At 62.2% G+C, this 13,379-nt stretch carries 13 protein-coding genes; 8 read left to right on the top strand and 5 right to left on the bottom strand.

What is annotated here, in order from left to right; all coding sequences use genetic code 11:
• Nucleotides 1-17: 17 nt before the first annotated feature.
• Nucleotides 18-2,237, bottom strand: a complete 2,220-nt coding sequence (locus tag GIV26_RS02720; RefSeq protein WP_236279458.1) for a DNA internalization-related competence protein ComEC/Rec2 — start codon at nt 2,235-2,237, stop codon at nt 18-20.
• A 135-nt stretch (nt 2,238-2,372) separates the two neighbouring features.
• Here GIV26_RS02720 and GIV26_RS02725 point away from each other — a divergent pair, with 135 nt between their 5' ends.
• The gene (locus tag GIV26_RS02725) at nt 2,373-2,888 is read left to right on the top strand and encodes a DUF2062 domain-containing protein (RefSeq protein ID WP_003192045.1); all 516 of its coding nucleotides are present in this window, start codon (nt 2,373-2,375) and stop codon (nt 2,886-2,888) included.
• A 3-nt stretch (nt 2,889-2,891) separates the two neighbouring features.
• On the opposite strand, the gene GIV26_RS02730 is transcribed toward GIV26_RS02725, so the two are convergent.
• Both GIV26_RS02730 and GIV26_RS02735 read right to left on the bottom strand, forming a co-directional pair.
• A complete protein-coding gene (locus tag GIV26_RS02730) occupies nt 2,892-4,250 on the bottom strand; it encodes a sensor histidine kinase (protein WP_236279459.1) in 1,359 nt (452 codons plus the stop codon).
• A complete protein-coding gene (locus GIV26_RS02735) occupies nt 4,237-4,965 on the bottom strand; it encodes a response regulator transcription factor (RefSeq protein WP_236279460.1) in 729 nt (242 codons plus the stop codon). The genes GIV26_RS02730 and GIV26_RS02735 overlap by 14 nt, the downstream gene beginning before the upstream one ends.
• 205 nt (nt 4,966-5,170) lie before the next feature.
• Between GIV26_RS02735 and GIV26_RS02740 the strand changes: the two genes are divergently transcribed.
• From GIV26_RS02740 to GIV26_RS02755, 4 genes are all read left to right on the top strand, one after another.
• A complete protein-coding gene (locus tag GIV26_RS02740) occupies nt 5,171-7,924 on the top strand; it encodes a response regulator (RefSeq protein WP_236279461.1) in 2,754 nt (917 codons plus the stop codon).
• 55 nt (nt 7,925-7,979) lie between these two features.
• On the top strand, nt 7,980-8,969 hold the full coding sequence (locus GIV26_RS02745) for a 2-hydroxyacid dehydrogenase (protein ID WP_236279462.1): 990 nt from the start codon (nt 7,980-7,982) through the stop codon (nt 8,967-8,969).
• Nucleotides 8,970-9,040: 71 nt separating this feature from the next.
• Nucleotides 9,041-9,481: a hypothetical protein gene (locus tag GIV26_RS02750; RefSeq protein ID WP_003192054.1), complete on the top strand. Its 441-nt coding sequence runs from the start codon at nt 9,041-9,043 to the stop codon at nt 9,479-9,481.
• Nucleotides 9,478-9,882, top strand: coding sequence for an META domain-containing protein (locus GIV26_RS02755; RefSeq protein WP_072446026.1), 405 nt, complete (start codon nt 9,478-9,480; stop codon nt 9,880-9,882). The genes GIV26_RS02750 and GIV26_RS02755 overlap by 4 nt, the downstream gene beginning before the upstream one ends.
• Before the next feature lie 692 nt (nt 9,883-10,574).
• Here GIV26_RS02755 and GIV26_RS02760 read toward each other — a convergent pair.
• Nucleotides 10,575-11,036: a TlpA disulfide reductase family protein gene (locus tag GIV26_RS02760; RefSeq protein ID WP_003192057.1), complete on the bottom strand. Its 462-nt coding sequence runs from the start codon at nt 11,034-11,036 to the stop codon at nt 10,575-10,577.
• Nucleotides 11,037-11,151: 115 nt separating this feature from the next.
• Here GIV26_RS02760 and arsC point away from each other — a divergent pair, with 115 nt between their 5' ends.
• The 3 genes from arsC to GIV26_RS02775 are packed head-to-tail and all read left to right on the top strand — an operon-like array spanning nt 11,152 to nt 12,519.
• Nucleotides 11,152-11,505, top strand: a complete 354-nt coding sequence (arsC, locus tag GIV26_RS02765) for an arsenate reductase (glutaredoxin) (RefSeq protein WP_034127864.1) — start codon at nt 11,152-11,154, stop codon at nt 11,503-11,505.
• Nucleotides 11,502-12,116: an NAD(P)H:quinone oxidoreductase gene (gene wrbA / locus GIV26_RS02770; RefSeq protein WP_236279463.1), complete on the top strand. Its 615-nt coding sequence runs from the start codon at nt 11,502-11,504 to the stop codon at nt 12,114-12,116. The genes arsC and wrbA overlap by 4 nt, the downstream gene beginning before the upstream one ends.
• Nucleotides 12,100-12,519 (top strand): DUF2069 domain-containing protein, encoded by a 420-nt coding sequence (locus tag GIV26_RS02775; protein WP_236279464.1) that lies wholly within the window; start codon nt 12,100-12,102, stop codon nt 12,517-12,519. Before wrbA ends, GIV26_RS02775 begins: the two co-directional genes overlap by 17 nt.
• A 126-nt stretch (nt 12,520-12,645) precedes the next feature.
• Here GIV26_RS02775 and GIV26_RS02780 read toward each other — a convergent pair whose 3' ends face one another.
• Nucleotides 12,646-13,317, bottom strand: coding sequence for a DNA-3-methyladenine glycosylase I (locus tag GIV26_RS02780; RefSeq protein WP_054898289.1), 672 nt, complete (start codon nt 13,315-13,317; stop codon nt 12,646-12,648).
• Nucleotides 13,318-13,379: the final 62 nt, after the last annotated feature.

The following is a 13,379-nucleotide window of genomic DNA, read 5'->3' on the forward strand; positions in this document are numbered from 1 at the left end:
TCTTTGGTAACACGCGATTACGGTAACGGTTCGCGCCAGAAACGGCGTTGACTGCGCGCAACCATCGGTGGCAGAAACGCCCCCAGGCGCAGGCGTACGGCACCCTGCTCGGCACTGTCGTACACCCGGCTGCCCAGCACGTGGTAGCGTTCCAGAACCTGCGGATGAGGATGACCGAACGTATTGCTGCGCCCGCGGGAAATCAATACCGATGTGGGCGCCAGCCGCTGCAGGAACGGCCAGGATGACGAACTGCGGCTGCCATGGTGCGGGGCTTGCAGCCAGTCGGTCTGGACCGCCAGCGAAGAGGCCAGAAAAGCCTGTTCGGCGGCGCGATCAATGTCACCGGTGAGCAGCAGGCGTTCTCCATTGGCCTCAACCTGCAACACACAAGACCTCGGATTGCCATCAAGCCCATCAGCCCACTGCCACAATTGAAATGACACACCCTCCCATTCCCATCGTTCGCCGCTGGTACAGGGTTGGGTGGCAAGAAAGTCTGGCAAACCTTCAGTTTCACCGCCTACTACACGCTTGACGGGCAACCCCCGAGCAACCGCCGCCGCCCCCCCCGCGTGATCGGCATCGGCATGGCTGAGCAGCATCATGTCCAACTGGCCTATCCCGAGCTTTTTCAACGACGGCAACACGACGCGTGCGCCCAGGTCGACAGGCCCCGAGCGCGGCCCGGCATCGTAGAGCAACGTATGATGACGGGTGCGCAGGATCAGTGCCTGCCCCTGGCCGACGTCCAGTTGCACCACATCTACCTGCCCGTGGGGCACCCACTCCCTGGGCGCAAATACAGCCATCAACAGCATGGGCCAGCCCAGCACCCGGAACGGCAACCCCTTGGGCAGCAACAAAATCACCGCGCCAGCCAGGCTAACCAACCAATACCCCAAAGGTACCTCGGCGGGTACCCAGGCCGGCAATTGCGCGGCCAGCAACCCCAGGCCTTTAAACAATCCGTCCAGCGCACCGCCGGCCAGCCACAGCAACCCCTCCCCAGCCAGCGGCACCCACAGCAACGCCGTGCCCAGCAGCGCCAAAGGCAGCACTACCAGGCTGATCCAAGGCACGGCAAGGAGATTGGCCACAGGTGCGCTGAGGCTGATGGGCAAACCCAGCACCAACAACACTGGAAACAAACCAATGGCAATCAGCCACTGGGGTCGGGTCCACACCTGCCAGGCGCTCCAGGGCCCCAGGCGCCCGCCGAACGCCAACAGCAACACCGCGACCGCCGCAAACGACAACCAGAACCCTACCTGCAGGCTGGCCAAGGGCTCCAGTACCAGCACGCCGTTCAGTGCCAGCAGCAACGGCCACCACACGCCCAAATGGCGGAAACGCAGACGCCACAGCAGCACCAGGCCAACCATCATGCAGGCCCGTTGCACCGGCACGCCGAACCCGGCCAGCAGCCCATAACCCAACGCCGCGCCAAATGCCAGACCGCACGCCCACGGCAGCCACGGCCAGGTTCGGGGCCAGCAACCATAACGCGCCAGCATCGCGACCAAGCCGTAGATCAACCCCGCCAGCAAGCCGATGTGCTGCCCGGAAATCACCAGCAGATGCACCGTGCCCGTGTCCTGCAACACCTGCCAATCCTCAGGCGCCAGGCCGGAACCGTCGCCCAATACCAGCGCCGCCAAGCCCGCCTCGCGGCCTTGGGCATCCACCGCCATCAGGCGCTGGCGCACAGCATCGCGCCAGGCATTGCGGGCCGGTGCGAGACGCTCACCGTCTTTTACCGTTGCAGTAGCACCGATACGCTGGGCCAGCAGCCAGGCTTCATGGTCGACCCCATGGAAATTGAGCAGGCCCGCAGGCCGCTTGAGTGTCAACGCCAGACGCCAGCGTTCACCACTGTTCACCACTGGCCCGCCGTGCCAGGACACGCGGATACGTTTGGGCAGCCGAACCTTGCGCGACCGGCCGTCGGCCAGTTCAAAGCGCACGCCCGTACCCGTCTGCTGAGGCAAGCCCACCACACGCCCCTCCACCCAGCGAGTCTGCCCGTCCAGGGCCGGCTGCAGCCGATCATCCAGCGCCCGCTGCGCGCTGAGACAGGCCCAACTCAAGCCCACCAGAAAGAACGCCACGGGATAGGACCGAAAAGGCAACAGCATCAAGGCCAGCACCAGCATTGCCAACAACCCGGCGCCAGGCGGCAACACCGGTAACCACCGCAACGCCAGCAACCCCAGCGCCAACATCCCTGTCTTCATGGATCATCCTTTTCCAGTGATCCACTCAGTCTTAGCCGGCTGAACGACAGCGCCTATGATGTTTTGTCACAAAGTCTGAATTTTCTGTTTATAGAATCCGGGCATACTTGCCCCTCGAATTGACCTGGACCCCTTATGCCCCGGCGCTTATTCAAACGGTACATGCCCGATCCCAGCAGTATCAGGGAACACAAGTCATTACAGTTTCTTGGCACGCTGCTGCATGACCCCAACCTCTGGCACCTGAACCGGCACTCCGTGGCGCGCGCCATGGCGGTGGGTTTATTTGCGGCGTTTATCCCGATTCCGTTGCAGATGTTGCTCGCCGCAGTGCTCGCGATATCGGTGCGCGGCAATATGCCTATCGCCATCAGCCTGGTGTGGTTGACCAACCCCATCACCATGCCGGTGGTGTTCATCTGTACCTATATGACCGGCGCCTGGCTGATGAATGTGCCGCCACGCAGCTTGCCCGATAACCTTACGTGGGAATGGATCAGCGGCCAGTTGAGCACTCTTTGGCAGCCATTCCTGCTGGGTTCGGTGGTATTGGGGGTGGTATTGGGCGCCTTGGCTTATTGCCTGACCATGGCGTACTGGCGCTGGTGGGTGGCGCACCAGTGGAAAAAACGCAAACTGCGCCGGCGCTGAGCGCTAACGGGCCAGCAAACGCAAATGCACCCGCAGACCCCGCCCGGTATTTTCCGCCCATAAGCGGCCGCCCTGGCGCTGCACGGCGTTGCGGGCAATGCTCAGGCCCAAGCCGAAACCGCCATCGCCGGGCCGCGAGCCGTCCAGGCGGGTAAAGGGCGCGAAGATGCGCTCCAGATCATCCTCAGCAATCCCGGCCCCCTGATCCTGCAGCCAGATATGCCAATAGCCCCCCTCCCGACATCCGTCGAGTTGCACGCAGCCGTCGTGGGGCGAGTGGCGTATGGCGTTGCGCAGGATATTTTCCAAGGCCTGGGCCAGTGCATTGAGGTTGCCACGCACCCAACTGTCCGCGGGTAACAGGCACGGCAAGCGCGATGCGGACCAACCGCTTTCAAAACAAGCATTCTCGCGCAATATGTCCCACAAGGCCTGGAGCTGAATATCTTCCTGGGGCAACGGTGTAGTTTCGCTGTCGAGCCAGGCCAGTTGCAGGCTGTCTTCCACCAGGCGCTGCATGGCGTCGATTTCCCGACCCAGGCGCTTGCGCAGCTTGGCCAGGTCTTGCTCGCTGTCGCAGGCTACCCGCAGGCGGCTCAAGGGTGTGCGCAGTTCATGGGACATATCGCGCAGCAGCTGCTGCTGCAAACGCACCGTGCCCTGCAAGCGTTCGGACATATGGTCAAAGGCGCGGCCCAGCTCGCCCAGTTCATCCTGGCGGCTGGTTGCATCAAGGGACATCCGCGTATTGAGTTGGTCCGCACGCCAGGCATTGGCCTGCTCGCGCAATTGATTGAGGGGCATGATCAACAGCCGATAAAGGCCGATGCATAGCAAGAGGGTAAACAGACCTGGAATTACACCATTGGTGACCACCCGCCAGAACAGTTGATAGCGCCCAGGCATAAAGCGCTGCGGCAGCTCGATCACCAGCGACCCCGCGCCAGGATCGACCGGAAACGGTACTTTCATCCAGGGCAAACCAATGACATGCCGGCTGACCGGCCAATCCAATCCACGCAAAAACGTCAGGCGCTGGCTTTCCTTGTCACTCAAGGGCGTGCTGCCCAGGGACTGCAGGTCGTTACCGATCACCCCTACCCAAGTGCTTTCGCGCTCGGCCATCCGCTGCAGCCAGGCATCTACGCCCGCGCTGCCTTGCGTGCTCCACGCCAGTTCGGCACCCGCGGCATAGCCATCGAGAATCTCCCGCGACTTGTCGGACAGGTAAGCGCTCTGCTGTTCCATGTAACGGCCCCACGACCAACTGAGCCAAATCATCAGCAAACAGAAGGCGATCAACAGGCAGGCCAGCTTCCAGAACAACGAGTGCTTGCCGGGCAGTCGCTCAAAGCCCTTCATCGTGACCGCTCAGCACGTAGCCCTTGCCCCATACGGTGCGTACTTCACGCTCGATGTAACCGATGGCCTTGAGCTTGCGGCGGATCTGGCTGACATGCATGTCGAGGCTGCGGTCATGGGGCGCATAACCGCGCTGCAACACCTGTTGATACAGGAAGGCTTTGCTGAGGACTTCTTCGGCGTTGCGGTGCAGGGTTTCCAGCAGGCGGTATTCGCTGCGCGTGAGCGCGGCCCACTGATCCTGGCAGGACACATCGCAGCGTTCATCATCAAAGTGCAGCACCCGGGCATCTTCAAGTGCCGGGGCGCGCGTCGGCTCGGGCCGGCGATCCAGGGCAACGCGGCGCAGGATCGCTTCAATTCGCACGCACAGTTCAACCATGCTGAACGGCTTGGGCAAATAGTCGTCCGCGCCCAGGCGAAAACCGCTGATACGGTCGGCTTCAGCGCCCAGGGCCGACATCAGGATCACAGGCATGGCGTGGCTCTGGCGCAAATGAGTGAGGATCGACAAACCGTCCAGCCCCGGCAGCAGAATATCCATCAGCACCAGGTCGAAGGCCTGGGCGCGGGCCAGTTGCAGGCCCTGCTGGCCGTTCTGGCACCACGTCACATGGAAACCACTGCGGCCCAGTTGCTCGTGCACGTAGGCGCCCAACACAGGGTCATCTTCGATGGTCAGGATACTGGGTAGGCCAACTGCTGCGGGAGTCATTAGCGTCTGCAAGTCATTCTCAATCACTGATTATTCAAGATTAAACGTTCACAGGCAATCGCCACCCGGCGCCGAATGGCCCGAAGATTGCCGCATGTCATTAATTTGCAAGATTCCAGGCCGCGCAAATGGCTACACTGCGCAGGTGGCGCTGGCCGGATGCCGGCGTGGATGATTGATAACAACGTGGTAGCAGGAGAGTGGCGTGCTTAGAAGAATGGGGATAAAAGGCCGCGTACTGTTGCTGACCTTATTACCGACCAGCCTGATGGCGCTGTTGTTGGGCGGCTATTTCACCTGGATGCAGCTGTCGGAGTTGCAGACCCAGCTACTGCAAGGCGGCGAAATGATCGCCGAGCAATTGGCACCGCTGGTGGCCCCAGCCATGGGCCACAAGGACACCGACCTGCTGGAGCGTATCGCCACCCAGTCCCTGGAACAGCCGGATGTGCGCGCCGTGTCGTTCCTGGCGCCAGACCGCTCGTCCCTGGCCCACGCCGGCCCGACCATGCTCAACCAGCCACCCACCGGCAACAGCTCGCAACTGTTACAGCGTTCCGGCAACGACGCCACCCGCTATCTACTGCCGGTGTTTGGCCGCCATCGCAACCTGGCGGGCGAGTTGATTCCCGATGAGGCCGACCGCTTGCTGGGTTGGGTGGAAGTCGAGCTGTCCCACAATGGCATGCTGTTGCGCGGCTATCGTAGCCTGTTCGCCAGCCTGCTGCTGATCGCCATCGGCCTGATGTGCACCGCCGCCCTCGCCCTGCGTATCAGCCGCACCATCAATTCGCCGATTGGCCAGATCAAGCAAGCCGTGGCCCAGCTCAAGGACGGCAACCTGGAGACACGCCTGCCACCCTTGGGCAGCCAGGAATTGGACCAACTCGCGTCTGGCATCAACCGCATGGCCGAAACCCTGCAAAATGCCCAGGAAGAGCTGCAACACAGCATCGACCAGGCCACCGAAGACGTGCGCCAGAACCTGGAAACCATTGAGATCCAGAACATCGAGCTGGACCTGGCACGCAAGGAAGCCCTGGAAGCCAGCCGTATCAAGTCAGAGTTCCTGGCCAACATGAGCCATGAGATCCGCACACCGCTCAACGGCATCCTCGGTTTTACTCACTTGCTGCAAAAAAGCGAATTGTCGCCGCGCCAGCTGGATTACCTGGGCACTATCGAAAAATCTGCGGATAACCTGCTGGGCATCATCAACGAAATCCTCGATTTCTCGAAGATTGAAGCCGGCAAACTGGTGCTCGACAGCGTGCCTTTCAACCTGCGCGACTTGCTGCAAGACACCTTGACCATCCTCGCCCCCGCCGCGCATGCCAAGCAGCTCGAACTGGTAAGCCTGGTGTACCGCGACACGCCCCTGGCGTTGGTGGGCGACCCGCTGCGGCTCAAGCAGATCCTGACCAACCTGATCAGCAATGCGATCAAGTTCACCCGCGAAGGCACCATTGTGGCCCGGGCAATGATCGAGGACGAGCAGGAAGACAGCGTGCAATTGCGCATCAGCGTGCAAGACACCGGCATTGGCCTGTCCAACCAGGATGTGCGCGCCCTGTTCCAGGCATTCAGCCAGGCCGACAACTCGCTGTCGCGCCAGCCCGGCGGTACCGGTTTGGGCCTGGTGATTTCCAAGCGGTTGATCGAGCAGATGGGCGGCGAAATCGGCGTCGACAGCACGCCGGGTGAAGGTTCGGAATTCTGGATCAGCCTGAACCTGCCCAAAACCCGTGACGACGTCGAAGACCTGCCCGCCGCGCCGCTATTGGGGCGTCGTGTGGCCGTGCTGGAAAACCACGAACTGGCGCGCCAGGCCCTGCAACATCAATTGGAAGACTGCGGCCTGGAAGTCACGCCGTTCAACACCCTGGAAAGCCTGACCAACGGCATCACCAGTGCCCACCAGACCGAACAGGCCATCAGCCTGGCGGTGCTCGGCGTCACCGCCAACGACATTCCGCCCGAACGCCTCAATCAACACCTGTGGGACCTGGAACACCTGGGCTGCAAAGTGCTGGTGCTGTGCCCGACCACCGAACAGATGCTGTTCAACCAATCGGTGCCCAACCCCAACAGCCAATTGCAGGCCAAGCCTGCCTGTACCCGCAAGCTGCGCCGCTCCCTGGCCGACCTGATCAGCCCGCGCCCTTCACGCAGCGAACCCGGTGAGCCGTTGTCCAGCCGTGCGCCTCGAGTACTGTGCGTTGACGACAACCCGGCCAACCTGTTGCTGGTGCAAACCCTGTTGGAAGACATGGGCGCCAAGGTGCAGGCGGTGGAGAGCGGTTACGCGGCCGTCGACGCCGTGAAGCAGGAAACTTTCGATTTGGTGTTGATGGACGTGCAAATGCCCGGCATGGATGGCCGCCAGAGCACCGAGGCGATCCGCCAGTGGGAAAGCGAGCGCCACGGCACGCCGCTGCCGGTGGTGGCCCTCACGGCCCACGCCATGGCCAACGAAAAACGCGCTCTGCTGCAAAGCGGCATGGACGACTACTTGACCAAACCCATCAGCGAACGGCAGTTGGCCCAGGTGGTATTGAAATGGACCGGCCTGGCGCTGCGTAACCAAGGCCCGGAGCGTACCCACGAAGGCGCGGCCCAGGGCGTGCAACTCTTGGTACTCGATCACGAAGAAGGCCTGCGCCTGGCCGCCAACAAGGCCGACCTGGCCGCTGATATGCTCGCCATGCTACTGGCCTCCCTGGAGGCTGATCGCCTGGCAATTACCCACGCCCGCGAAGCCAATGACAACCACGCCTTGATCGAGCGCGTGCACCGTTTGCACGGCGCCACCCGCTACTGTGGTGTTCCGCAATTACGAGCAGCCTGCCAACGCGCCGAAACCCTGCTCAAGCAGGATGACGCCAAGGCCACGGCCGCGCTGGACGAACTGGACATGGCGATTGCACGGCTGGCCAGTGAAGCCAGAGTGAGTGCCTGACCCTGTTTTCATGGGCAACGAATCAACAATGTGTAAATTGCAGGGAGCCCTCTCAATGCGCGTCATTCTCTTCAGCAGCCAAACCTACGACCGCGAGAGTTTCCTCGGCGAACCGCTGCCGGCTGGCCTGGAATTGCAATTCCAACCCGCCCGCCTCAACCTCGAGACCGTGGCCCTGGCCGAACACCACGAGGTGGTCTGCGCCTTTATCAACGACGACCTCAGCGCCCCCGTGCTGGAGCAACTGGCCAAGGGCGGCACACGCCTGATTGCCCTGCGCTCGGCGGGCTACAACCATGTCGACTTACCCGCCGCCCAGCGCCTGGGCCTGACCATCGTGCGCGTACCCGCCTATTCGCCCCACGCGGTGGCCGAGCACGCCGTCGCCCTGATCCTGGCCCTCAACCGTCGCCTGCACCGGGCCTACAATCGTACCCGCGACGGTGATTTCAGCCTGCACGGGCTGACCGGTTTTGATCTGGTCGGCAAAACGGTCGGCGTGGTCGGCACCGGTCAGATCGGCGCGACCTTCGCCAAGATCATGGCCGGCTTCGGCTGCCAGTTGCTGGCCTACGATCCCTTCCCCAACCCACAGGTGCAGGACCTCGGGGCCCGCTACGTGAGCCTGCCTGAACTGTTGGCCGAGGCGCAAATCATCAGCCTGCACTGCCCGCTGACCGCCGACAGCAAACACCTGATCAATGCCCGCTCGCTCGCGCAGATGCAAACCGGTGCGATGCTGATCAACACCGGGCGTGGTGGCCTGGTCGATACGCCGGCACTGATCGAAGCGCTCAAGCTGGGCCAGTTGGGCTATCTGGGGTTGGACGTCTACGAAGAAGAAGCCCAATTGTTTTTCGAGGACCGCTCGGACCTGCCCCTGCAGGATGACGTGCTCGCCCGCCTGCTGACCTTCCCCAACGTGATCATCACCGCGCACCAGGCCTTCCTCACCCGTGAGGCCCTGGCGGCGATTGCCGGCACCACGCTGGCCAACATTGCCGCGTGGGCCGATGGCCGCGCCCAGAACCTGGTCGAGGGATGATCAGCGGTCACATACCAGGCTCATGATAGGCCGGCACCCGTGATAGGATGCCGCGCCTATTTGGAGGATCCATGGCCGAACACGATTTCCGCTTCAGCTTGCTGAGCCCGCAACACACCCTGATCGAATGCCGTGCCCTGGTGCCGGGCCGTTACCAGGTCACCGGCAACGGTGGTTCGATCAAACATGGCGACGTCCTGATCGTCAGCCTGCGCGGCAGTAAAACCCTGTCGATGCGACTCACCGTCGAAGGTGACGCACGCTACTCCATCCGCCCGGCGGGCCAGTGGGTCGCCATGGCCCAAGGGCCGAAGTTCGGCGAACTCGAGATCCACACCTGGAAGGTCAATTGCGACAGCTGCGACGCCGTGCTGGAGTTTGAATTCGCGGTAGAAACCAAGCTGACCAAAGCGCCGCTGCAACCGGCCGCCAACGCGCGTATCAAAGAACTGGGCTGGGCCAGCGAAGGCGATAAGCACCGTTGCCCGAAATGCCAGCAGGCCGCGCAATGAAAGGCCGGCTGCTGCTCGCCGCAATCGGCCTGGGCCTGGCAGGCTGCGCCGCCGATGGCGCCAAGCTGGAGCGCGACCACAGCTACGTCGTGGAATGGATCGGTGAGCGGCCGTTGATGGACTACGCGCACCTTACCGTCACCCTGGGCGCCGATGGTCGCGCCTATGGCAATGGCGGCTGTAACCACTGGTTTGCGCCGTACACGGTCGAAGGCGACAAGCTCAGCTTCGGCCCGGTCGGCAGCACCCGGAAAATGTGCGCCGAGGCCCTGATGGAGCAAGAGCATCGCTTCTTCCAGGCCCTGCAAGGCGTGCAGCGCTGGGACATCTCGCCGATCGAACAGACGCGGTTCTGGCCGGCCGAAGGCAAGCCGATCCGCCTGTGGCTCGAAGAAGGCTGACCTAGGCGCACTCTCCTGTATTAACGCGGTGTCCTCTGGTTCTGTGGGAGCTGGCTTGCCTGCGATGCGGACGACGCGGCGTATCAGGTACACCGCAGCGATGCCATCGCAGCATAGGTATCTACACAACTTTGTGGGTTGTAACAGCAGACGGTAACCACGATGCGAAGCGAGTCGCTCTTGATCTTGATCTGCTTTTGATCTTGATCTCAGGCGCCCCGTCAAACCACGCTGGCCGGAATTCGACAGGGATTTGGGGGGTAAACCGGCAGGGATGCCGGTTTAGCCGCCCCGCGCCATGGGTGGCGCGTGGCGGCGGCCCCCCAAATCACTGGCGGATTACGGGCACACCGAGCCTAAGCGAGGTGCCGAGTGGTGGGGCAAGAGCGTTTTGCTTACTTTTGTCTGGGCCGGCATTCCGGCTTTTCAAAAGTGAGCCGCTGTCAGAGCGGAACCATCGGTGGCCGTTACCTAAATAATGGATATGTACTCGGTCAAATCCAATATCCCGGTCGGCTGGCAGGCCGCCTTCGCAGGCAAGCCAGCTCCCATATTTGGATCACCGTGCCTCAGTTAGATCAGCGTCGGCTGTCAAGCCGTCACGGGAGCAAGCTCCCTCGCCACAGGTCCAGCGTCACTCCAAAATTGTGTAGATACCCATGGCCATCGCAGACAAGCCAGCTCCCATAGTTCTAGCCTTTCAGGGCCTTGAGCTTGGCCAACACCCCTTCCGCTGTCTGCTCACCCATCAACTGCTCACGCACCTTGCCCTTGTCGTCGATGATGTAGGTCACCGGCAAGGCCTCGCTGCGCGGAATCTCGAAGATCCCGTCCGGGTTCTGGGCCAGTACCGTGAACTTGATCCCCAGCTTGTCGCTGGCGGCCTTCAGTTCCTCACCCTGCACATTGTCGAAGTTGACGCCGAACACCCCGACATTCTGGCCTTTCAACTGTTCTGCCAGGGCATTGAGCTCGGGGATTTCCGTGCGGCACGGGCCACACCATTCGGCCCAGTAGTTGACCACCAGCCACTGTTTGTCCAGGCGTTCGGCCGCCACTTTCTGGCCGTATTGGTCAACGCCGTAATCGTTACCGCAGCCGCTGAGCAGCAGGGTTGTGATGATCGCCAATGCACCGATCAGTCGCCTTGTCATGGGGTATTCCTTCGCAAAAATGAACGTTGGCTGCGGCCTATCGCCTCTTACGGTTTAAGGACAGGCGCCAGCGCAGGTAGAATACCCGCCACCTTACGCAAGATGCGACCCGCACATGACCGATCTGACGCTTTATCACAACCCGCGCTGCTCGAAATCCCGCGGTGCGCTGGAACTGCTGGAAGCCCGCGGCCTCACCCCGACCGTCGTGCGCTACCTGGAAACCCCGCTGGATGCCGCGCAAATCGAGGCCCTGCTGAAAAAACTGGGGATCAGCGCACGCCAACTGCTGCGCACCGGCGAAGACGAATACAAAACCCTGAACCTGGCCGACGCCAGCCTCAGCGACACCCAACTGATCGCCGCCATCGCAGCCCATCCCAAGCTGATGGAACGCCCGATCCTGGAAACCGCCGACAAAGCCATCATTGGCCGCCCGCCCGAGAACGTGCTGGAGATCCTGCCGTGACTACGCCCTATGTGCTGGTGTTGTATTACAGCCGCAACGGCTCGGTGAGCGAGATGGCCCGACAGATTGCCCGCGGTATCGAGCAAGGCGGCATGGAAGCGCGGTTGCGCACCGTGCCAGCGATTTCCACCGAGTGCGAAGCGGTGGCGCCGAGCATTCCCGACGAAGGCGCGCTGTATGCCAGCCTGGACGACCTGAAGCACTGCTCGGGCCTGGCCCTGGGCAGCCCGACCCGGTTCGGCAACATGGCCGCGCCGCTCAAGTACTTCCTCGATGGCACCAGCAACCTGTGGCTCACCGGCGCTCTGGTCGGCAAGCCGGCCGGCGTGTTCACCTCCACCGCCAGCCTGCATGGCGGCCAGGAAACCACGCTGATGTCGATGCTGCTGCCGCTGCTGCACCACGGCATGCTGATCACCGGCCTGCCCTACAGCGAGCAGGCACTGCTCGACACCCAGGGCGGCGGCACGCCGTATGGCGCCAGCCACCATTCCGGGCCAGACGGCAAGCGTATGCTCGATCAACATGAAATCTCCCTGTGCCGGGCCTTGGGCCTGCGCCTGGCCAAGACCGCCACGCTGTTGGAGAACGGCCGTGGCCAGGAAGCCTAAAGTCCTGCCGCCACGGGAGTGGCTGGAGCCACGGGTCAAGGTGGCACGCGCGCTGAGCCTGCTGGCGTTTTTGGGCCTGGTGGGCTTGTTGTGCGTGTACTACCTGTTTGTCGCCGACCTGCATGGGGCGCGCCCGTGGGTCATCCTGCTGATCGAGCTGGTGCCGCTGCTGATACTTGCGCCAGGCATGCTGATGGGCAGCGCACGCGGGCATTCGTGGATGTGCTTTGTGGTGAACCTGTATTTCATCAAGGGCGCGCTGGCGGCGTATGACCCGAACCGCCAGTGGTTTGGTGTGCTGGAGATGCTGACGAGCCTGGCGGTGTTTTGCACGGCGTTGCTGTACGTGCGTTGGCGGCATCAATTTAACCGGCGCCTGGCTGCTGATTTAAACCAGACCTGAAGACTGATCGTTCCCACGCTCCGCGTGGGAATGCATCCTGTGACGCTCCGCGTCACCCTTGCACTAGGCCCGGGACGCAGAGCGTCCTGGGCAGCATTCCCACGCGGAGCGTGGGAACGATCAGTATCAATGGTTGACGGTATAGGCCAACATCATCGACAGCTGACACATCGGCCGCCCACTCTCGGCATGCCACTGGTTGAAGGCACCCTGTACTGTCGCCAAATCGCGCAGGCTGGTCGGCGCCTTGTCGACGATCTTCTGCGCATTCAACGCTGCCACCACGTCATCGCTCGGTACAAAGGTGTCCTTGCCGACCATGCGCAGGAAGCGAGGCGCCGAGAGGCCGCCCAACTGGTGGCCGTGCTTGCTCAGGTACTTCCAGAGCCCGACGATATCGGTCACCGGCCAATCAGCGATAAACGCGCCGAAGCTGCCTTTCTCCTGCTCGATATCCAGGATCATCTGCGCGTTGCGCGGCACACTCTTGAGCTTGCCCAGGTGGCGGATGATGCGGGTGTCCTGCATCAGCCGTTCCAGGTGTTCGGCACCCATCAGCACGACTTTTTCCGGGTCGAAGCCAAAGAACACCTGCTCGAACGCCGGCCATTTGGCATCGACCACGCTGTGCTTCAAACCGGCGCGGAACACTCGCAGCGCCAAGGTCGACAGGTAACGGTCATCCGCTATCTTGCGCAATTGCGCCGGGGTCTTGGGCACCGGCAGATGGGCTTCCAGCTTGGCCGCCGAACCGAAGCGGTTCAGACAATATTCGTGCAGCCACTTGTAATCGCGCATGCCCTCTCCTGTCAGTCGAATTGAAAACGGCGCCCGCAAGCGCCGTGTACTAGAGCCTCGGG

The organism is Pseudomonas sp. PA-1-3F, from assembly GCF_021609665.1.
GTDB classification, from domain to species: Bacteria; Pseudomonadota; Gammaproteobacteria; order Pseudomonadales; family Pseudomonadaceae; genus Aquipseudomonas; species Aquipseudomonas paracarnis.